At 60.3% G+C, this 17,488-nt stretch carries 23 protein-coding genes and 3 tRNA genes; 6 read left to right on the top strand and 20 right to left on the bottom strand.

Annotated features, from left to right (window positions below):
* Positions 1-21: 21 nt before the first annotated feature.
* The 18 genes from TNEU_RS06080 to TNEU_RS06165 all read right to left on the bottom strand — a co-directional run bounded on the left by TNEU_RS06080 (position 22) and on the right by TNEU_RS06165 (position 13,086).
* Positions 22-522, bottom strand: a complete 501-nt coding sequence (locus TNEU_RS06080) for a hypothetical protein (protein ID WP_012350558.1) — start codon at positions 520-522, stop codon at positions 22-24.
* Positions 516-3,491, bottom strand: coding sequence for a hypothetical protein (locus tag TNEU_RS06085; protein WP_012350559.1), 2,976 nt, complete (start codon positions 3,489-3,491; stop codon positions 516-518). The genes TNEU_RS06080 and TNEU_RS06085 overlap by 7 nt, the downstream gene beginning before the upstream one ends.
* A 30-nt stretch (positions 3,492-3,521) precedes the next feature.
* Complete coding sequence (locus TNEU_RS06090; RefSeq protein ID WP_012350560.1) at positions 3,522-4,172, bottom strand: hypothetical protein; 651 nt, start codon at positions 4,170-4,172, stop codon at positions 3,522-3,524.
* 1 nt (position 4,173) lies between these two features.
* Positions 4,174-4,518, bottom strand: a complete 345-nt coding sequence (locus TNEU_RS06095; RefSeq protein WP_012350561.1) for a hypothetical protein — start codon at positions 4,516-4,518, stop codon at positions 4,174-4,176.
* 1 nt (position 4,519) lies between these two features.
* Complete coding sequence (locus TNEU_RS06100; protein ID WP_012350562.1) at positions 4,520-4,957, bottom strand: hypothetical protein; 438 nt, start codon at positions 4,955-4,957, stop codon at positions 4,520-4,522.
* 1 nt (position 4,958) lies between these two features.
* Complete coding sequence (locus tag TNEU_RS06105; RefSeq protein WP_012350563.1) at positions 4,959-5,873, bottom strand: hypothetical protein; 915 nt, start codon at positions 5,871-5,873, stop codon at positions 4,959-4,961.
* A gap of 30 nt (positions 5,874-5,903) precedes the next feature.
* Positions 5,904-6,362, bottom strand: coding sequence for a hypothetical protein (locus tag TNEU_RS06110; RefSeq protein WP_012350564.1), 459 nt, complete (start codon positions 6,360-6,362; stop codon positions 5,904-5,906).
* A 31-nt stretch (positions 6,363-6,393) separates the two neighbouring features.
* On the bottom strand, positions 6,394-7,590 hold the full coding sequence (locus TNEU_RS06115; RefSeq protein WP_012350565.1) for a hypothetical protein: 1,197 nt from the start codon (positions 7,588-7,590) through the stop codon (positions 6,394-6,396).
* Positions 7,591-7,619: 29 nt separating this feature from the next.
* Positions 7,620-7,958 (bottom strand): hypothetical protein, encoded by a 339-nt coding sequence (locus TNEU_RS06120; protein WP_012350566.1) that lies wholly within the window; start codon positions 7,956-7,958, stop codon positions 7,620-7,622.
* Positions 7,955-8,191 (bottom strand): hypothetical protein, encoded by a 237-nt coding sequence (locus TNEU_RS06125; RefSeq protein ID WP_012350567.1) that lies wholly within the window; start codon positions 8,189-8,191, stop codon positions 7,955-7,957. The genes TNEU_RS06120 and TNEU_RS06125 overlap by 4 nt, the downstream gene beginning before the upstream one ends.
* A 31-nt stretch (positions 8,192-8,222) precedes the next feature.
* On the bottom strand, positions 8,223-9,752 hold the full coding sequence (locus TNEU_RS06130) for a type II/IV secretion system ATPase subunit (protein WP_012350568.1): 1,530 nt from the start codon (positions 9,750-9,752) through the stop codon (positions 8,223-8,225).
* The gene (locus TNEU_RS06135) at positions 9,749-10,453 is read right to left on the bottom strand and encodes a ParA family protein (protein WP_012350569.1); all 705 of its coding nucleotides are present in this window, start codon (positions 10,451-10,453) and stop codon (positions 9,749-9,751) included. The genes TNEU_RS06130 and TNEU_RS06135 overlap by 4 nt, the downstream gene beginning before the upstream one ends.
* Positions 10,450-10,749 (bottom strand): hypothetical protein, encoded by a 300-nt coding sequence (locus tag TNEU_RS06140; RefSeq protein WP_012350570.1) that lies wholly within the window; start codon positions 10,747-10,749, stop codon positions 10,450-10,452. The genes TNEU_RS06135 and TNEU_RS06140 overlap by 4 nt, the downstream gene beginning before the upstream one ends.
* Entirely contained in the window at positions 10,742-11,335 is a 594-nt protein-coding gene (locus tag TNEU_RS06145; RefSeq protein WP_012350571.1) for a hypothetical protein, read from the bottom strand. The genes TNEU_RS06140 and TNEU_RS06145 overlap by 8 nt, the downstream gene beginning before the upstream one ends.
* On the bottom strand, positions 11,332-11,997 hold the full coding sequence (locus tag TNEU_RS06150; RefSeq protein ID WP_012350572.1) for a hypothetical protein: 666 nt from the start codon (positions 11,995-11,997) through the stop codon (positions 11,332-11,334). Before TNEU_RS06150 ends, TNEU_RS06145 begins: the two co-directional genes overlap by 4 nt.
* 33 nt (positions 11,998-12,030) lie before the next feature.
* Positions 12,031-12,105, bottom strand: a tRNA-Ala gene (locus tag TNEU_RS06155).
* 144 nt (positions 12,106-12,249) lie between these two features.
* Positions 12,250-12,852, bottom strand: a complete 603-nt coding sequence (locus TNEU_RS06160) for an ATP:cob(I)alamin adenosyltransferase (RefSeq protein ID WP_012350573.1) — start codon at positions 12,850-12,852, stop codon at positions 12,250-12,252.
* Between the two features lie 15 nt (positions 12,853-12,867).
* Positions 12,868-13,086, bottom strand: a complete 219-nt coding sequence (locus TNEU_RS06165) for a hypothetical protein (protein ID WP_012350574.1) — start codon at positions 13,084-13,086, stop codon at positions 12,868-12,870.
* An 84-nt stretch (positions 13,087-13,170) separates the two neighbouring features.
* Between TNEU_RS06165 and TNEU_RS06170 the strand changes: the two genes are divergently transcribed.
* The 3 genes from TNEU_RS06170 to TNEU_RS06180 all read left to right on the top strand — a co-directional run bounded on the left by TNEU_RS06170 (position 13,171) and on the right by TNEU_RS06180 (position 14,228).
* A tRNA-Gln gene (locus tag TNEU_RS06170) sits at positions 13,171-13,282 on the top strand.
* 101 nt (positions 13,283-13,383) lie between these two features.
* A complete protein-coding gene (locus TNEU_RS06175) occupies positions 13,384-13,794 on the top strand; it encodes a CBS domain-containing protein (protein ID WP_012350575.1) in 411 nt (136 codons plus the stop codon).
* A 20-nt stretch (positions 13,795-13,814) separates the two neighbouring features.
* A complete protein-coding gene (locus tag TNEU_RS06180; RefSeq protein ID WP_012350576.1) occupies positions 13,815-14,228 on the top strand; it encodes a universal stress protein in 414 nt (137 codons plus the stop codon).
* Here TNEU_RS06180 and TNEU_RS06185 read toward each other — a convergent pair.
* A complete protein-coding gene (locus TNEU_RS06185) occupies positions 14,218-15,411 on the bottom strand; it encodes an MFS transporter (protein WP_012350577.1) in 1,194 nt (397 codons plus the stop codon). The two genes, TNEU_RS06180 and TNEU_RS06185, sit on opposite strands and share 11 nt — an antisense overlap.
* A gap of 58 nt (positions 15,412-15,469) precedes the next feature.
* Between TNEU_RS06185 and TNEU_RS06190 the strand changes: the two genes are divergently transcribed.
* Positions 15,470-16,129 carry a hypothetical protein gene (locus TNEU_RS06190; protein WP_012350578.1) on the top strand — a complete coding sequence of 220 codons (660 nt, stop codon included), beginning with the start codon at positions 15,470-15,472 and terminating at the stop codon, positions 16,127-16,129.
* Here the strand turns inward: TNEU_RS06190 and TNEU_RS06195 are convergent.
* Entirely contained in the window at positions 16,097-16,825 is a 729-nt protein-coding gene (locus tag TNEU_RS06195; protein ID WP_012350579.1) for a sulfite exporter TauE/SafE family protein, read from the bottom strand. The two genes, TNEU_RS06190 and TNEU_RS06195, sit on opposite strands and share 33 nt — an antisense overlap.
* 313 nt (positions 16,826-17,138) lie before the next feature.
* Between TNEU_RS06195 and TNEU_RS06200 the strand changes: the two genes are divergently transcribed.
* Both TNEU_RS06200 and TNEU_RS06205 read left to right on the top strand, forming a co-directional pair.
* Positions 17,139-17,312: a preprotein translocase subunit Sec61beta gene (locus tag TNEU_RS06200; protein WP_012350580.1), complete on the top strand. Its 174-nt coding sequence runs from the start codon at positions 17,139-17,141 to the stop codon at positions 17,310-17,312.
* A gap of 38 nt (positions 17,313-17,350) precedes the next feature.
* A tRNA-Leu gene (locus tag TNEU_RS06205) sits at positions 17,351-17,435 on the top strand.
* Positions 17,436-17,488 lie beyond the last annotated feature (53 nt).

Here is a 17,488-nt window from a genome sequence, read left to right on the forward strand (position 1 = left end):
GCGCCGCGCGGGAGAAAAACCTTAACACCAGACCAGTACTGCCCTTATTTTGACGGTCATGTTGGCGTAGATGTAGGACTCCTCCGCCGTCTCAGGTCTGAAGTCTGTGCCCACGTCGCACATGGGAACTACGTGGGTAAACACCGTGGTGTTCCCCCGCGCCTCCGCCGTTGGGAAAATTATGGAGCACCTCGTGAGATATACCGTGTTGTTCCGCGCCGTAAACGTCTTGTTCAACATTTCCCATATGGGCGGACACTGCCCAATGGCCACCGCGTAGAGGGGGAGGCCCGGTCCGCCTCCTTCCACGATCCAGCGTCCTCCTCTGTAGACGTAGTAGACAGTGTAGGCCCGAATAGACAGGGGCGTCTCCGCCTTCGCCGGCTTTCCGCTTGCTATGGAGGAGGCAAGCGCCCGTAGTGAGAAGTCGGCGGAGGCAACGGCGTTGATCGTAGAAGTCGCCACAAGCGCGGTGGCTACTACAGCCGCCACCAACGCCAGGAGGTACCTCGCCGTCAACATCTCTTCACGGCCGAGAGGGAGCTGGGCCTCCCCCTGGGGAAGCCGGATGGATCTGCCCACGTCTTGTACAATAGGATGGGTTTCGGCCGCCAGAGCTCAACGACGTCTCCAGGCCTCGCCTGGGCCTCTTCCCTAACTATGGGGAGTATCAACACCGGATCCCACGGGTAGGTGGCGGTGGCGTTTACCACCACGCATCTCCCACGCCACTCGCCTGCTTTAGTCCACGCGCCGCCTCTCATTAGGTAGAACGCGAACCCGACGGCGGGGGCGTCCACCGAGATCTTGACGAGGGAGCGGCTTGGGTCAACCAACTCCACCTTCGGCTCCACGTAGCGGTCAACCATCCTCAACCCGCCCAGGAGATGCACTTCGCCCCAGAAATCCCCGCTGGCGGCCAGCTGGGAGCTGTATTCAACCCCCCACCGCGACTCCGAGGCCGCGACGACGCATAAGCTTCTCCCCAGCCTACCCCCCTCCCCCACGGCGTAGTAGCCGTGGAAGTAGGGTACCCCGCCCGCTGTGAGATAGATAGTCGTGTTTAAGTGGAGGGATGTCAACGTCTGAGGCGCTGCCGAGCTGGCCTCGATCTTGTAGGAGACGTCTCGCGTGACGAAGAAGACGTAGCTGTAGCGCTTAGACGACCCCTCTGCCTCCACCTCAAGAGTCACCGCGATTGGCCCGGTCCAGTTAGCCGGCGTGATGTACACGGGCCTTTGGCCTATGTGGATCGAATGACAAGCCCCGAGAGGCGTGTAGCCGATCCACCAGCCCGGCCCCACGTAAACGCCGTCGAGAGGTCTCCACGTCTTTCTCACCTCTGCCAGGGGTGTCCCCCCGACGTCTCGGTACCTCAAGCCGCCCGGCTCGGCGACCTTGCCCATCTCCACGTACAACCTCAAGGTGGCGTTGATCTCGCTGCCTGTGTAGATCACGAGGAAGGTATAGCCCGCGTTGGGCAACGCCACGTCGGGGATGGGGCCGGGGGCGGGGCCCCAGATGCGGGCGTCTACGGCTGTGCAAATCGGCGCGTCACACAGAGTCGTTGGCGCCAGGTAGACGAGCCACGGGCCTGTTGAGTTGGACACCATCGAGGGGAGGCCTAGGGGCAAGGCGTCTGTCCAGCCCGCGGGGTATTCATTGCCCGCAACGCCCTCGAAGAGGTAGTTGTAGAAGGCCCCGCCCTCGGCTGTTTGGAAATAAAGCCTTTCGAAACCCCTGGTGGTGTTGCGGTAGGCGGAGGCGCCGTAGACGGCGCTGAGCATGGACACATGGTGTGGAGGCGGCCGGACGCAGACCTCTGGTATATCCCAATCCCCCGTGTTGGGGTTGAAGGCGTAGGCCCTAAGCCTGTAGACGTGCCAGAAGTACAGGACGGGGTCGCCCGCCGTCAACTCCATGAAGTCTCTGTATCCATCGCGTCCACATACACCCTGCTGGGGGATAAGCCAATCCACCAGGGGCAATCTGGCGATCGGCCACTTCGCAGATGTGCCAACTCTCGAGTAGCCGACCCACGTGCCGTTCACCTTTGAATAGACGTGTTGAGAGTATACGCAACTCAAGATCTCCTCGGGCCACTGTCGACAGGGATTGGGCGGCGAGAACCAAGCCGTTTTTATCTCCCTCAGCGCTGGGTCCACGGCCGCGTTGAAGCTTGCCCACTTTATGCCCGGCTGCGTTGAGGCGGGCACCGCTCTGTAGCTGAGCTTCCCCAGCGCCCCGGCTTTTTCGTAATCAACAAGCTTCCCCGCGTCATCCACGGCGCGGAGATAGGTGCCCGGCGTTGAGTCTATCCACACGGCTCTCCCGCCAGCATCTAGACGCCAGACCACCGCCGCGTCGAACGTTGCGGCGGAGCCCAGCGGCGCGTAGACGGATAGAGCTCGCGACAGCGCTGAGGAGTTGGCCTCGTGTTGCCACCTCACCGCCACGTACGGCGTTAGGAGATAGGGGCTTTTCACGGCCACCGAGGCTAGAGTCCAGTTCCACGCCCAACTTCGCCCCGCCCACGTGGCGTTGCCCGCCGTAGCCACGGTGAAGCAGTCGGGGGGTTGGCAACTCAGCCCCCTCATCTGCACCACTCTAGAGACGTAGAGAGGTACCTCCCTCGGAGGCCTAAGCTCGATTTTTCCCCACGCCAGAGGCGCCGCGACAGCCGCGAGCTCCACCTTGTAGGAAAAGGGAATGTTCTGTGCCGCGCCCGCCGGCGCTACACCTGCGTCCGTGGCCAGGGTAGATCTACAACCCAGCATGTCGCAGTCGCCGTATAGCCACGGGTCGGGGATCCTAGCATATACGCCGCCTATCTCAACCACGTCGCCTGGTCTCTTCCCAGCGATCTCTAAAGCCCTCCACACGCCGGGTGTGGAGACCCTCAACACCAGGTTGTCCCCCGTGTAGTACGTCCGGCAGCTGGGCCAGCTGGAGGCATCCGGCAGGTCTACACACAGCGGGGTCATCCAGCTGAAGAGGCGGTCGGGGCGTAGAGACAGCCGTATTTCCCTCGTCTCCCTATAGGAGGAGCTTGATCGGGGGACTACGAAGGCGACCTCCTCCAACTGCCTCGGGGGCTCCTCCTCGACTTTGTAGTACACGCCCTCCACCTCCGCTCCGTTGTCGAACCTCGCCCTACAGAGGTACTGGGCCACGGACCACAGGCCGGGTCTGAAGTAGCTCAGCTTGATGGCGTACTTCAAGTCTCTATCCCACAAGCTGGAGGTGGCTCTAGAGGCCACCGCCACCTCTGATGCGTTTAGAAACCGCTCGCCCCAAACCTCCGTCGGCTGGCTGAGGGCGGTGAAGGCGACCACGCCTCTCCCAACGCCTAGAGGCGCCAGCGATGTGAAGGTGAAGGCGATGTGGGCATACGTCGACGTGTCTATGCGAAAGTCCCAGGTTTTTATACACGTCACGGAGACGGCGGCTTGTGCTAGCGCCGGCAGGATTAGCCAGAGGAGCAGGCGCATGGAAGATCTCCGAGGCTCCGGGGAAAAAGGTTAGGCAAAGGCTGTTGGACAAGCTATGGGGAGCTTCAGCGGGTAATCAACGATATATATAAGGGGAGACGGCGCTTCGACGTACAGCGTAGCCACGTCCCCCGTCGCGTTGTAGACAAGCGCCTTGGGGACTAGCACGTACGTGGCGTTGGGAGGGGGCGGCACGCCGAGCACAGGAGGCCGCTTCTGCTTAAGCCACAGCTGGCGGTAGAATCCTAGATCCAAGCCAACCGGCGCCTCCACCTCTATCCAAGGCAGAACGTCCACCGAGTGCCTCAGCTCGATCGCGTAGAGGTATGCGGAGCCGCCGCTCGGCAACGGCGCCCTCTTGCAGAAGATGAGGTTTACGTAGATCTGGTAGAGGATGGGGCCTCCGCGGCCCTCCGCCTTGTATCCAAGGGGCAACGCCGCCGGGAATAGGCCAGAGCTGGTGGTGATGTTCACAACGAGCGCCCTCGCGACGTTGCTCCCCTTCTGGAAGACCTCCTCGTCTTGCGTATAGTTGAAGCCTCTGGCGCCAATGCTGGCCTTGGCAAAGTAGAGCTGATCGGCCGTGTTAACCCCGGCGATATACGGCGTGTGGGACGCGGCGTATAGCAACGCAAAAGCGACTAGCGCGGCGGCTATTACGCCGTAGGCCGTAGACCACATATCACCAAAGCCTTCTGCCTATTACCACCTCCTCTCCGCAACTCACGTAGGCGAGCCCCGCGGCCAGATATAGATACATGGGGTCGCAGACGACTCTATCTCCTACGCTCAGCGGCCTCCCCCTATAGTAGGCCCACCCAAGCCTAGCCACCTCCCTCGTGCCTAGGTAGAGCACCGCCGAATCCCCCTCCTGCACCACCGCGTAGCCTCCCCTCAGCTTCAGCAGACAGTCCGTGCAGGCTGGGACGTCGGAAACCCCCTCCCTGGCCGGGAAGAGAGAGGCCACCACGGCCGCGGCTAAGGCCATCAAGCCGGCGAGGATCAGAACATCTCTAGCGAGGTACATACTACGGGCAACGGTACTGTGCCACCAACCAGCGGCCTCTAGCCGCGATGGCCACCGGCACGCAGTCCGGATCCACGTGGGGGCGAAACGGCGGAGGGCACCACAAGCCGGTGTACGGGTCGGCGCCTAGCCTCACTGCGCGGCTCCCGTAGAGGCTACATCTGTACCCCCCGGGGTAGACCTCAAACACGGCGACGAGATCGCCAGGCACTCCCAGCGAGCGCCTAAACTCCTCCACGCCGGCCCCCTCGTACTCAACGGCGTAAAGGCCTGAGGACGAGTTGTATACATATATGTGCCTAACAGGCGCGTCGCGCGCCGGCGCGATAGGCGCTTCCACAACCGCCGCAGGCATAAACGGCTTTAAAACGAGGGCTGTATAGACGGTCAACGCGGAGAGCGCAACTATAAACGCCGAGGCGGCGACGAGGTCCTCCATGTCACTCCGCCGAGCGCCTCTTATACACGAGGAGGGCCGCGCCCACGGCGGCGACGGCGGCGATCAACGCCAGGTGGATGGGCCAACCGCCCGCTTGTCCGCCTTCCGCCGACGTGACGGCGGGCGCGGCCGCGGACGTGTTCACAATCCTGGCGGCTAGCTCCCTGTTGCGCCTCTCCAACTCCTCCAATCTGTTCCTCAGCGCCTCGTTGTCGGCGAGGCAGGCGCGCAGGTTGGCGGAAAGCGCCGAAAGCTCGCCGTCTTTCTGCCTTAGGAGCTCGGCCAGCCTCTCCTTCTGCATCTCCAGCGCCTCCAGCTGGCTCCTCAGTTGCGCAGCCACGTTGGCCAACTCCTGGCGTTGAGCCGAGTATTTTTCCAGCTCCGACTTGAGGCTTTCCACAGTCTTTTGAAGCTTGTCGACCTCCTCCACTATAGCGGCGGTGGAGCTGGGCAACCTCACCACGGCCTTAGTCGCTCTGTCGAGGTACCACCCCGCCGGCACGTAGCCTGAGTAGACGCCGATCGGCGTAGCCACTGTGAGGTTCTCCCTTACGAACTCGACGTAGCCTCTATATGCTGCGAACCGGAGAGGCAACCACCTAAGCCAGAGCCAAGAGGTGCCGTCTTTAGTGCAGTATATATCCCCCATCCATTCCCCACTCGTGGCGTTGTGGACGTCAAAAGCCACGTATCTACATTGGGCCATGAGGTACTGCACCGCGGCTTGGGCCTCCGCCTTAGAGCCGTTGAAGACGAGCCCCACCTGGGTTAGGTAGATCGGCCTCCCCTCTAGATACAGGACGAAGTGGGTTGCGTTGTAGATGTAGATCTGTCCAAGTTGGGCATGGGGAGGGACCCAACTGACGAGTTGCCCCCAGACCAGCGCCGCCAGTAGGAGTAGGGGGAGTTTACGCATGAGGGTGGGAGACGCGGCGGGGGAAAAACCTTAGGAGATTCCTACTGTGACTACGCCCTTAGCGATCTGGACAGCCTTGCCGCTTGTGGCGTCTACGGCGTAGACAACGTAGGTGTATTGTGCGCCGGGCTCCAGCTCTCCTCCGAATCTACAGGTTGCGGACTGGCCCGCCACGAGGGGCGGCTGTATGTTGGCCGAGTCGACTGTGAAGACGCCGGAGTTTGCAACTATGCACCGCCCAGTGACCAAGTCGGCGCCTGGTGAGCCCGACTTGCCGTATCTGATGTAGACCCCCGAGGTTTTGCCGTTAAGCACCTCTATGGTTACGTCGAAGCCGCCCCGGTCAGCGGTCACTATGGCGTTTGCCCTCAGCGACTCCGCGGCGGATTTCCCAATGCCCTGGAACGTCAAAACGCCTATTACGCCCACGATTATAAACGCCGCTGCTATCAGCAGAGACTCCACCGTTGTAAGCCCTCTCGCCCTCATGGATCTACGGCGTTTGCGCTGGGGAAAAAGTTTAGATGAGTATCTGGAGGGCGTGTTGTAGCGCCAAGCCCGCCGCCCCTCCCAACGCGGTGGACCTGTGGAGGCCCAGCGGGCTTAAGACCACCGCCACGTACCCAGCTGCGACCAGCGACATGGCCGTGGACAAAACCTGCCGTATCTCGTCGTAGGGCGGCGGGGAGAAGAAGGGGTTGTAGCCGGTCTCCACGGCCGAAAGCTGCTTGACAGCGGAGGAGGTCGCCATGGCGAGGACGAAAACCGCCGCTATAAACAGGGAGAAGTAGGCGGTGGAGAGCTTCGCGACGCGCTTAACCGAGGCCGACTCTATGTCGATGAGGGCTTGTATGTACTCCACGGCCTTTGAGGCGGCGGCGCCTCCGGCCTCGACGATGGCCTTATACATCGCCTTCGCCAACACGAAGTAGCGCGACGGGACGAAGTACCCGTACGCTATCTTGGCGGCTGTCTTGTAGCTCCCCACAAGGCGGCCTAAGATGACGTCCGGCGGAGCCCCCTCCTTCAACATAGCCGCCACCGAGCGCAACATGGGCGGAACCTCCCTCCTAATGGAGAACCACCAAGCCCTATCTCTAGCCCTTAGCCAAAGCCAGGTGGTTACCCCAAAGGCGATAAACGCCGCGGGCGGGCTTATAAACGCCGCTAGCGCGGCGGCGCCGGCGCCCAGGACCAGAGACCACTCGTAGGTCCTCCAGAGGTCTAGGTCGTGAGGAGCCGCCGCCACCGCCACAGCACCCAGTGCCGCTGTTACGCCGTATATCAACGCCAGGAGGAGCAAGGGCTCCACGGATAGAACACCAACAGCCCAGAGAAAGAGCAGGAACAGGGGCAGTAGAAAGACGGCGCCCAAGGAGGAGGTTATCGACTCGTAGAGCCTCGCCCTCGCCTCCACCTTGGCCACAGCCAGCGCCCTCATGCCCTCTAGGTATGAATAAACCAGCACGGACCTATCTACGCCGGCCTCTTCCTGGGCTAGGGCATAGCCCATCTGCCGGGCGGCCTCCTCCTTCTCCTCTAGAAACGCCGCCGACGGCGAAGGCATTAGGGATGAGACGAAAAGCCTCCGCGCCTCGACCTCGTCTAGCTCAGCGGCGTTGAAGGAGGTGTACTTAAGCGCCTCTGCTCCCGAGACAGCCCCTAGGTAGGTGGCGAAGATGGGGGCCGCCGCGATGTAGAAATCCTCTCTACGCATGTGGAGGCCCTACACCGGCGTGAAAAAGGTTAGATGAGGTTCGAAACCACCTCCCTGATGTGGGACAGCCTCCCGGCCTTTTCCACGGCCTTCGGTAGCTCCTCGACGGCCTGTGCCGGCGGGATGCCCGAAGAGACGCGGCGGATCACGTAGTCCACCGCCATGTCCAAGTGCCTAGTTAGATCTAGGGAGCGGGCGGCGACGCGCCAGTCCTCCTCCTCAAGCCAAATTCCGTGTTTCGCCAGCTTCATAACCGCCTTCAGCATCTCCCGCTCTCCGACGCCCAGCTCCTTCGCCAGCTCCTCAAGCCATCTGGCCGTCGACGCCGTGAGACCCCTCTTAACTGCCTTCTTCTCAAGTCCCCTCATCTCCTCGCCAGGAGGAGAAGCGCCAGCTTTAGGTAGGGGTCGTCCCGGCTCTGGAGGGCGCTCATAAGCACGTCCTTTGGGAGGGCTGACAGCACCTTTTCCGAAAGCTCCGGAGGCATCTCCACAAGGGCCTTGACGAGGCAGTCCTGCCACCCCTCCGCCTTTGTCTCAACGCCGTTGTCCCCCGCCGGCATCTCCAGCGCCTCCTCGAGGGACCTCCTCTTAAGCACCATGCGCCAAGGGCGTCTTCAACCCGGAAAAAGGTTATACATATCCAAAGCGGGACGCCTCCTCCTTCACAGCCGTCTTGAGGTCAAGCCTCTTGAGCCACAGCAACTCCTCTATGGTTTTCCTCGCCGATATGGGGTCCTCCATCTCTGCCGCTTTTACCAAGGCCTCCATCCTCAGCGCAAGCTCCTTCTTGAGGTCAACGCCGTACATCTCCTCTACGTAGCTAGACACAGCCGGCGTAAGCGCCGAGACCTCTGCCACCTGCGCCCTACCCCCCTCGACGACGACCGCCTTCGCCTCTTTTACAAATCGGGTGCCGCCTATCGCAGATAGCTGGATTATCAACATGCCGTGTAGACCCTCGGGGGGAGCCTCGGCCTCCACTATGCGCAAGACGGCGTCTTTAACCGTGTCGGCGTGCATCGTCGTCAACGCGCCGTGTCCAGTGAGCTTGTAGTTGACCAGGGTCCTGAGCTCCGCCGGCGTTCTCGCCTCGGCTAGGGCGACGACGGTGTGCATCGTGCCGTACCTCAGGGCTTGATCCAGCGCCGCCCACAGCTTCTCCTCCCCCGGCACGGAGATGTGGAGGAGTTGCCCATCTAGGGGGGCCCAGATCTCCCTAGCCCCCCTCTCCACCACAACGACCTGGAACCACGGCGGGGTGAGGTAGAGGAGCTGGTTTAGCTGCGTCGTTTTTCCGGAGCCCATACCGCCTGAGAACACCACGCCCCCTTTAGTCTCCAGGACAAGAGAGGCCAGAGCCAACAGCTCCAGCCCCTCTGGGCTGTAGGCGCTGGACACCCGCTCCGTCTCGAGCCTTGGCCTTGAGAGATACGGCCTCAGCAACGCCTTGGAGGGCTTGGGGTAGGCGGACGTCTTCCTGATGTTGACGTTGTACTCGATTAGATCTGCGGCTATCCTCGCCTTGTGCACCGGGTCCTCCCGCGTCAACATGGGCTTGTCCATGGTGAGAGAGGGGAGAAGCTGCTTCACTACCACATACATCAGGGGCTCGGGTATGGTGATGTTGGTGGGGAGGCGGATCTCGTTTCTCACCGCGACGACTCGCCTGTACCTCCCCAGCTCCACCACCTGGAACCTGAGGTACTCCAGCTGCTCCCGTAGGTTCTTGGGGACGTATGTGTATTTGGCGGCCGGCGCCGTGGCTTGGGGAATAACTATCTCGGTCAGCAGGGGGTCCTTCATCATGGCCTCCAACGCGCCGTATCCCATGTAGTCCCGCGCGCCTGACCACCGGTCCAGGAGGTAGTGGACCACCTCTCTGTAGTCTCTGTACAAAGCCCAGATGGCCCTATCGCGGAGGCCCTCCGCTATAGATTTAACCACCTTTGGGTACTCCTTCTCGTCGGGGGGCACGGCGCCTCTAAGCATCACGAGCAGAAGCGCCGTCTGTAAATCGTCGGGGAGATCCGGATCGATTACGACGTACATGAGGTCCTCGGTTATGCAGACGTCTGTCCTAAGCCCTCTGTCGACGATCACCCCCTCCCTCCTCAGCCAACACCTAGATCTAAGGCTTTTGTCGGCGTGGGCGTAGATCATGAGAGCTTTATCCGCGTAACGATGTGTTCAACCGACCTCCGGTTTTCCCTATCCCGTAGCACGGAGCTGGCCACGGACTCGCCGTAGTACTCGCTTATGGCAACCCGCTTCAGCACCACAGGCGCGATCTTTCTAGCCAACTTCACCTCGTCCTTTTCCACCATGTTGACCACCACCAGCGCTGAGTAGGCCATATAGCGGCGGTACTGCTCCGCCTTTATGTCGGAGATCCTCGAAATGAGGCGGCGGTCCGCCATGAATATGTTGTACACCCCGGCGCTCTGGAGCTTCGACAGCAGCTCGGCCCTGAGAGCCGCCGTGGTGTCTACGACCACGGTGTCCACCGGGATCCTCAGCTTTGTGACAAACTTCGGCATGTAGCTCATCCACTCGAGCATCGCCTCGCCGAAGTCCTTCACCACGTCCTCCCCCAGCCGCTGGTACAGCTCGAAGGCTTCGTAGCCCGGCATGAGGTAGAGGACGGGGGATATCCTGTGGACGTAGGGCGCGCCGCCCTTTAAGAAGGGCGCCAGCCAACCCGGCCTCCTTGGCGCTCTGAACAACTGCGATAGGTCTGCCTTCTCCCAGTCCATGTCTACCAACAACGTGTAGCCCTTGGCCACAGCCAACACGCTCGCCAGCGTGGTCTTCCCAACGCCCCCGTCTAGCGACGAGATCAGGACCAGCTTTATGGGTCTCACAGCCTCTCCGCCAGCCTCCGGTATACCAAGGCTGCCGCCGCTCTCTTTAAACTTTCGCCGTCTGTCACAGGGCCGACCTCCCTTCTAATTTCCCTCAAGACGTATGAGGCGGCCTTTTTGTCGGATAGGCTCTCCAACCTCAAGAGGGAGGGCCTCAGCTTGACCCCGCCTCCTTTTACGTTAAGCAGGGCGAGGCGCGCCGCGATGCATATATCCCTGTGGGCTCTGTAGAACGCCTCATCTCTACAAGCCTCGGACACCTTCTTGAGCAACTCCGAGGCGGCTCCGTCAAGCATAGCACATCCTGAGCCTTTCGGGGTCCTCCGCCACCTTTTTCACCACCTCTGCGAAGGCGGCGTCTAGCTCGATCTTCTCCCTCAGCACCTTCACCAACTCGTCCAACGCCCACCCGCCCCCCCTCGGCTGTACAACCTGGGGGTTGCCCCTCCGCCCCAGCCGCCTCCTCAAGGCCTCAACCACGACGTCGGGCTCTTCACATAGCAACGGGTACTCGCCGCAGAGGCCCGCGTATCGCACCACCTCTGGGTTTATCTGAAAGAGAGGCACCTTATCCACCTTAAGCGCGAACTCCACAAGCGTCTTGACGGCCTCGGCCGCCTCTCCCCACCTAAACCTCCGGATAAAGGTGGCGGTTGGACAGCTCGTGACTCTGGGCTTCACCCTGCCGTATATGACGTTTAGATCCTCCACCGAGGCGACGATATATACAACGACCGCCTCTCCCCGTCTGCACAAGGGCTCCACCTCCGCCGGATCCGCCATGTGGAACTCCTTAAGCAGGCTCACCCCCCTGGGCGGGGGGCCCCACCTCATCTCCCACCCCTCCCCCAGCCAACTCTTTACCTCTGTCAGCGTCGTCATAACGCCGAGATGTACAAACCTTCGGAGCTTGGGTTTTTTGTACAAGACGGCGAGGTGCACATCCTCCCCAATAGGGCGTCTATATGCGCCAACCTGCCCGTGTCTAGCCAATACAGCCACTCAGCCAGGTGCCTATTTCTCCTATCTCTCCACCTAGTCCACGCAACCCATGCGTACCCCCTGCTATGGGCCAGCTCCCTAAGCTCTGCGGGAAAAGCGCGTCTAAAGACCTCAAGCGGCTGCAGACGCGGCACCTCCGACACCCAGCGGAAAATCGTGGAAGCCCTGTTCCGCCAGGTGTACCTCACGCCGGGTTTATCAAGCGACGACAGGAGAAAACAAGGCGAAACCTGAACCCTCACGTCAAGACGCTCACCAGTCTCCACGTAGAGCCACCTCGCTCTGGCGTGAGGAGCTACGTAGCCTCCCTCGACAAACAGCGTCCACTCATTCCTGAAGGGCCCCCCCACCTCGAGCCCACGTAGACCCACCCACAATATCCCCGGGTTATCGGCAACCAACTGCACCAGGTCGTCCACGTCGCGCGCAAGATGCCTAAACCTCCTCACCAACTCGCCGCTGAGCCTCTCCCCCAGCAGGAGTAGCCAGTCGTCGGGGGAGCTGTGGAGGAATATACATGGGTCCGCCCTAGGCTTAAACACGTATGAAATCCCTCTTTAAAAGCACGTCCAGGGTGGTGGACCGGCCGGGATTCGAACCCGGGATCTCCCGCGTGCAAGGCGGGCATCCTTCCGCTAGACTACCGGCCCCGCCACACACCAACCAACACCTTAAAACTTTTCCGCCACCCATCAAGCCCCGGAGTCCTCAGACGCCTTGTGGTCTCTCCAACGGCTGCGAAAGGAGGCGCCCGCTGGCGGGAGGAGAGGGCGTTGTATTACAACAGAGCCCCCTTAGGACGGGGAGGCGGTCGTGTTTTCTTCGTTTAGCCAAACGGGCGGTGGGTGGGCCTTCTGGGGCTTCACCACGGTGTATCCGCTTGCTGTTTTCACGGCGTGGTGACGGGTCCTCATAAGCTCGAACAAAAGGCTCCCTAGGTGGTTGAGGACGAATATAGCCTCCCTCCCCTCCTCTACCGCCGCGAGCCTCCGCTCTACCCACCTAACCCAGACTCTCGCGTTGTTGATGGTGGCGCAACAGCGATCTAGGCATATCAACCAACCCAGCGGCGTGTCGGACAACATGGGGTAAACGCACCTAACCGCCTTCTGCAACATGGAGACGCTTTTGGTGTAGTACTTCTCCGCGCCAGTGGATAGGTAAAAGCCAAGGTAGAAGAGAGACCAGTAGGCTCTCATGAGGCACTTCCTCTGCCTTCTACATAGCACCGCCGCGGCGTTTATATAGCTTAGGGCGGTCTCCAGGGCCCCGAACACCTTGATGATCCCCGACGCCTTAGAGACGCAGAGCTGTCTTCCAAACCAAAGAACTTCCGTGTCTCCAAGGTCGCCTGGGCACGTTCCAGCGTATATACAAGGCTTGCTAACTACCGGCACGTAGTCTCCCGGCCCCTATTTTAAATCTATGCTCGTAAAAACAGCGGGCGGCAAGCTCTTCACCACATGCCACACGGCGCTACGCGTCTCCTCGGTGTATGGAATCACGATCTTGTTGCCCTCTACCCTTGGGGCAACGACGTAACCCCTGGCCCTCAGCTCCCCCACGATCCTCCTATAGACTTGCTCCACCAGATACGGCGTGTTGAGGGTTATAGAGATGGCCTTCTCCATATATAGACCCCCCAACTCGAAATATAAACTTTTTCCGCCCATCTCCAGCGAAAAAGATTAAAACGTGGGTGTATAAACACGGCGAGCCCGGTCGTCTAGCGGCCAAAGGACAACCCGGCTTGGGATGCGGGGCTTTGGACAGTGCCGCCGGCACCCACAACCCGTGGCCCGGGTTCGAATCCCGGCCGGGCTACCACCGCCCTCACCCCTTCATACGTAGCCGTAGTCCTGCCGAGCACTGCCTCTTCGGTAGTTGGGACGCGGGAAAAATCTATATTGACCACCCCCTTGTCTATAGTGCTCGCCCGGGATTTTGCAAAAAGGCCGGTGGTGACCTCTACGCCCGACGCCTCAATTAGGGAGGTGGCGTCGATTATGTCGAGCCGTCGGATCGGCCTCGTAGTTATCGTTGATAGGCGCAATCCCGAGTTGGTGGTCGGCGTTGTGTCTGAACGCGACATAATTAGGGCCGTGGCCCAAGGGCTAGACCTGGGCAGGCCTGTGGAGGAGGTCATGTCGGCCCCCGCCATCGCCGTTGAAGCGGAGGAGCCGGTTTGGAGGGTGGCCGAGATCATGCAGAGACACGGGATAAGACATGTGGTTGTGACAAGGGGAGGCCGTCTTTATGGCGTCATCTCCATAAGGGATCTCCTCGCCGAACGCGCCGCGTTGAAAACGCTAGCTGAACACGCCAGAGAAATATTTTAAATAACTACTTCGGCATAAACATGGATAAGATCGTGGTCGGCTACGACGGCTCCGTGCAGGCAAAGAAGGCGCTCAGCAAGGCGAAGGAGCTGGCGGAAAAGTTCGGCGCTAAGATATATATAGTTCACGTCATCGATACGGCTGTCCTCTCCCTATCTGACGTCTTCTCTTCTCCAACCGTGTTGGCAAGCCTTAGGGAGAAGGCTGAACAGCTAGTCAAGGAGGCCGTCCAAACGGTGGGGGGCAACGCCGAGGGGAAGATACTCGAGGGAGATCCGGCCCACGAGATCGTGAAATTCGCCAGGGAGGTAAACGCCAGCTTGATCGTGCTAGGCGCAAGAGGCCTTTCAACCATAAGGCGGGTTCTCATGGGTAGCGTATCTTCTAGGGTAGTCCAGGAGTCTCCCATCGACGTTCTGATAGTCAAGGGCTAGCCAGCCTCCGCAATAGCGGTAGAGACGCGGCCGCGAGGGCTATCCCAGACGCCAGAAAGGCCAGGTGGGGAGAGGCGGCGTATAGGTGTGCAATAGAGACGCCTCCGGCTATCGACCCCATATATTCAAGCGCAAGCGTGGAGCCCATAACCCGCCCCCTGTTTTCCGGCGTGATTAAGTCGCCTACCAACGCCCTTCTAATAGACATGGCGACCTCGCCGCCTACCCCCACGATTATCGCCGCTGTAACGAGCGATACGATGTTTTTCCAGAGCCCGAGCATGAGGTAGCCCACCGACATGAGGAGAAGCCCCGAAAACAGCGCGGTGACCCGAGGCGCTTTATCTATGACAGACATCAGGACAAGGCCGAACAAGATCCCAACGGCAGTCGCGGCGCTCTGCGTCACTCCCCACGACGTGTTGTCGATGCCCACCACGTTTACGGCATACAACACGCCGAAAGTCTGTAGAGCCGTTCCAGCAAACGACGTCACAAACCCAAGGAAGGCGACGTACGCCATAAAGGGAGACATGAGGCGGACCCCCCTCCAGATGGCGTAGGACCTCACGACCTCGCGCAGTAGCCGTCTCCCGTCCAACGGACGTACCTCTATCGTCTCCTCCAACGCCCTCATCCGTAGCACGGCCACAGTCACCGATACAAGGCCGGACAGCACGAAGGAGAGACGCATGCCGAGTAGCCCCATGTGATCCAACAGATAGCCCCCCACCGGCGGCAGAAAAAGCCACGGCACCTGGGGGAGCACTGCCGTCAACATCATGCCGCCGCCCCTCCTGTGGGGCGGCAGGGAGTCCAGCAGTATGGCGGTTAACGCCGGTTGGTAGAAGTGAAGAGCCCAGTCCACCACATACACCACGGCGAACTGCCTCCAGTCCTGCACCACCGCGTAGAGGAACTGCACAGCCGCTATGCCCCAGGTCCCCACCACGATAGACCTCTTCCTCCCCACCACGTCCGTTAAAACACCCCCTGGGAGTATTGTGAGAAGCACCGCCAGAGACCCCAAGGATCTCACCAGCCCTATCTCGATGTCGGAAGCGCCAAGCATGTGGAGGTACATCGACATGTATGGCTGAGTCAGAGAGCCGGAGATCGCGAACAGAAACCACGACACCACCATAGCTCCGACGTTCCCCCTAAGCCAATATGAGAGGCCCACGTTGCCGCCTCATACAAACCGCTTTATAAATTTATAAAGTGGGGCCTACGGACGCGCTATGAACAACTGGCTTATAATGGCGATAGCCTTCGCCGCCACCGCGGGTCTGCTCTTTGCCACCTTGGCTACGGGAGCCTATGGCAGAGAACCCCTGTTTAAGCCCTACTGGGAGGACCAAGCCAAGCGGCAGGAAATCCTGGGCAAAGCGGCTCAAATCGGCGTTCTAGCCCAGAGGGGCTCCCAAGGCGTCGTCGTTGTGGGGTACCGCGACCAACTAAACGCCACGAACCGCCAGGAGCTGCTAGCCACGTTAAACGAGCTCCTCAAGGCCGCCGACGGCTACACCGTCTACCTCGCCCCGTGGGCCACAGACAACGCCACCAAGCGCTACCTCTCCCTCCTCTACAGCGGGAAGATAGCCCTCCAAGACTACCTACGGGGGAGGGTGGAGACCTCCACTTTATACGACCAACGTGTGGATCAAGCGCTGGACCTCGCGACGCTGGTGGCTAATACATATGGACAGTACAGACCGCTCGGCGGCTCTCCGGTTTCACAGACGCCGCCTATATACGTCGCCATATTCCGCAACGACACCTCATACGTCGTGTATGAGCCCTTCACAGTCGGCAGAGACCGAACCTACGCCGACTGGTTCAAGTGGGTGAAGACCGCCATCGTGAACCTAGGTCAGGAACAGGGCAAGGTAACTCCATAGATAGTAGACCCCAACAGCGTATACATAGCCGACGAAGAGCCTCCTGACCGCGTCCCGCCTCAACTTCCCCATGATATAGCGGCTTGATATGTAGGATCCCACGAAGCTACCCGCCACCGTTGCGGCCGCCAGAGAGACGTCGAGAACCCCCAGCGCGGCGTACGTCGCAACCGAGGAGACCGCCGTCGGGAAGATAATCCCCATGCTCATGGCGGCCGCCCTCTTTGCGTCAAGGCCGGAGGTCAACATGAGGGTTGGCACAAAGACCGTCCCCCCACCCACTCCGAAAAGAGAAGAGGCGAACCCCCCTATAAACACAAGTGGAGGGCCGAGCCAAGGCGCATTTCTACGCGGTTCCACGTTTTTCAGAAGCACACTCCCCACAGACACTAGATATAGGCCGTACGCCAGCTTAACCCACGGCCCTGAATATTTGACAGAAAATGCGGCGCTTACCGCAGCAGCCGCGAGGGACAAAGCCGCGTAGCCCGCCAAAGACTTGAAGTCAATCGCCCGCCTGTAGTTGTACACTGCAGTCGCCGATGAGACCACTATGGAGAACATACTCGCCGCAGCGGCCGCTTGAAAAGGCACCCCCCAGAGGTTCAACAAAGGGACAACGATCACGCCTCCGCCCACCCCAATAAGAGGGCCAAGAAGGCCGCCGAGCAAGCCTGCCAAAGCCGCGGCCCACACAACATCCGCAACAACAGATATATAAAGCCGCAGACCTACGATCCGTCTCTGTATAATCGTTTAGTCGCTGTACAGGCTCTGGGCTCGGCCATACCGGCACCCTGAGAGGTCCAACCCTCAGAGAGGCCGGTTGTGGAGACCGGCTTCGTAGGGGGCTTGCCGCCTGCGTGGTTGAGGGCGCCAGGGGAATATAGGCGGCATGTTTAAAGAATCTGCAGAGAGAAGCCATACTGTGATGTCGCCTCAATAGCCGGAGGCGTGAAGAGACTCGCATGGGCTGATAAGCTTTTTAAATCAGTTGTATGTTGCTACCGTGGCGCGGAGGAGGAGGTACGAGGGCTTGAACCCCTTCGTGGCGGCTGGGCTTATAAAATTCAGCGAGGAGGGAGAGCTCGAACGCATCAAGCTCACCCCTAAGTCGGCCGTCGTAATTTCTGTGGCTCTCATAGCGGCTATACTGGTGCTAAACCTCATACACCCACTGTAGCGGAAAAATTTTAATTCACCAACATACTGCGTCTCTAGGCGGGGGTGCCCGAGCCAGGTCAAAGGGGCAGGGTTTAGGTCCCTGTGGCGTAGGCCTGCGTGGGTTCAAATCCCACCCCCCGCACCTCCATTATAATTTACTATCACAGAAGCTCATGGTAAATAGGCTTATTAGAC

The sequence above is a fragment of the Pyrobaculum neutrophilum V24Sta genome (assembly GCF_000019805.1).
Taxonomy (GTDB): domain Archaea; phylum Thermoproteota; class Thermoprotei; order Thermoproteales; family Thermoproteaceae; genus Pyrobaculum; species Pyrobaculum neutrophilum.

Coding starts and splice junctions, on each gene's coding strand:
- TNEU_RS06130 (WP_012350568.1), bottom strand. CDS start 9,752: ATGATCTACGCCCACGCCGACAAAAGCCTTAGATCTAGGTGTTGGCTG.
- TNEU_RS06115 (WP_012350565.1), bottom strand. CDS start 7,590: ATGCGTAGAGAGGATTTCTACATCGCGGCGGCCCCCATCTTCGCCACC.
- TNEU_RS06080 (WP_012350558.1), bottom strand. CDS start 522: ATGTTGACGGCGAGGTACCTCCTGGCGTTGGTGGCGGCTGTAGTAGCC.
- TNEU_RS06180 (WP_012350576.1), top strand. CDS start 13,815: ATGGATAAGATCGTGGTCGGCTACGACGGCTCCGTGCAGGCAAAGAAG.
- TNEU_RS06100 (WP_012350562.1), bottom strand. CDS start 4,957: ATGGAGGACCTCGTCGCCGCCTCGGCGTTTATAGTTGCGCTCTCCGCG.
- TNEU_RS06105 (WP_012350563.1), bottom strand. CDS start 5,873: ATGCGTAAACTCCCCCTACTCCTACTGGCGGCGCTGGTCTGGGGGCAA.
- TNEU_RS06125 (WP_012350567.1), bottom strand. CDS start 8,191: ATGGTGCTTAAGAGGAGGTCCCTCGAGGAGGCGCTGGAGATGCCGGCG.
- TNEU_RS06190 (WP_012350578.1), top strand. CDS start 15,470: ATGAACAACTGGCTTATAATGGCGATAGCCTTCGCCGCCACCGCGGGT.
- TNEU_RS06110 (WP_012350564.1), bottom strand. CDS start 6,362: ATGAGGGCGAGAGGGCTTACAACGGTGGAGTCTCTGCTGATAGCAGCG.
- TNEU_RS06120 (WP_012350566.1), bottom strand. CDS start 7,958: ATGAGGGGACTTGAGAAGAAGGCAGTTAAGAGGGGTCTCACGGCGTCG.
- TNEU_RS06090 (WP_012350560.1), bottom strand. CDS start 4,172: ATGTGGTCTACGGCCTACGGCGTAATAGCCGCCGCGCTAGTCGCTTTT.
- TNEU_RS06085 (WP_012350559.1), bottom strand. CDS start 3,491: ATGCGCCTGCTCCTCTGGCTAATCCTGCCGGCGCTAGCACAAGCCGCC.
- TNEU_RS06140 (WP_012350570.1), bottom strand. CDS start 10,749: ATGCTTGACGGAGCCGCCTCGGAGTTGCTCAAGAAGGTGTCCGAGGCT.
- TNEU_RS06145 (WP_012350571.1), bottom strand. CDS start 11,335: ATGACGACGCTGACAGAGGTAAAGAGTTGGCTGGGGGAGGGGTGGGAG.
- TNEU_RS06095 (WP_012350561.1), bottom strand. CDS start 4,518: ATGTACCTCGCTAGAGATGTTCTGATCCTCGCCGGCTTGATGGCCTTA.
- TNEU_RS06165 (WP_012350574.1), bottom strand. CDS start 13,086: ATGGAGAAGGCCATCTCTATAACCCTCAACACGCCGTATCTGGTGGAG.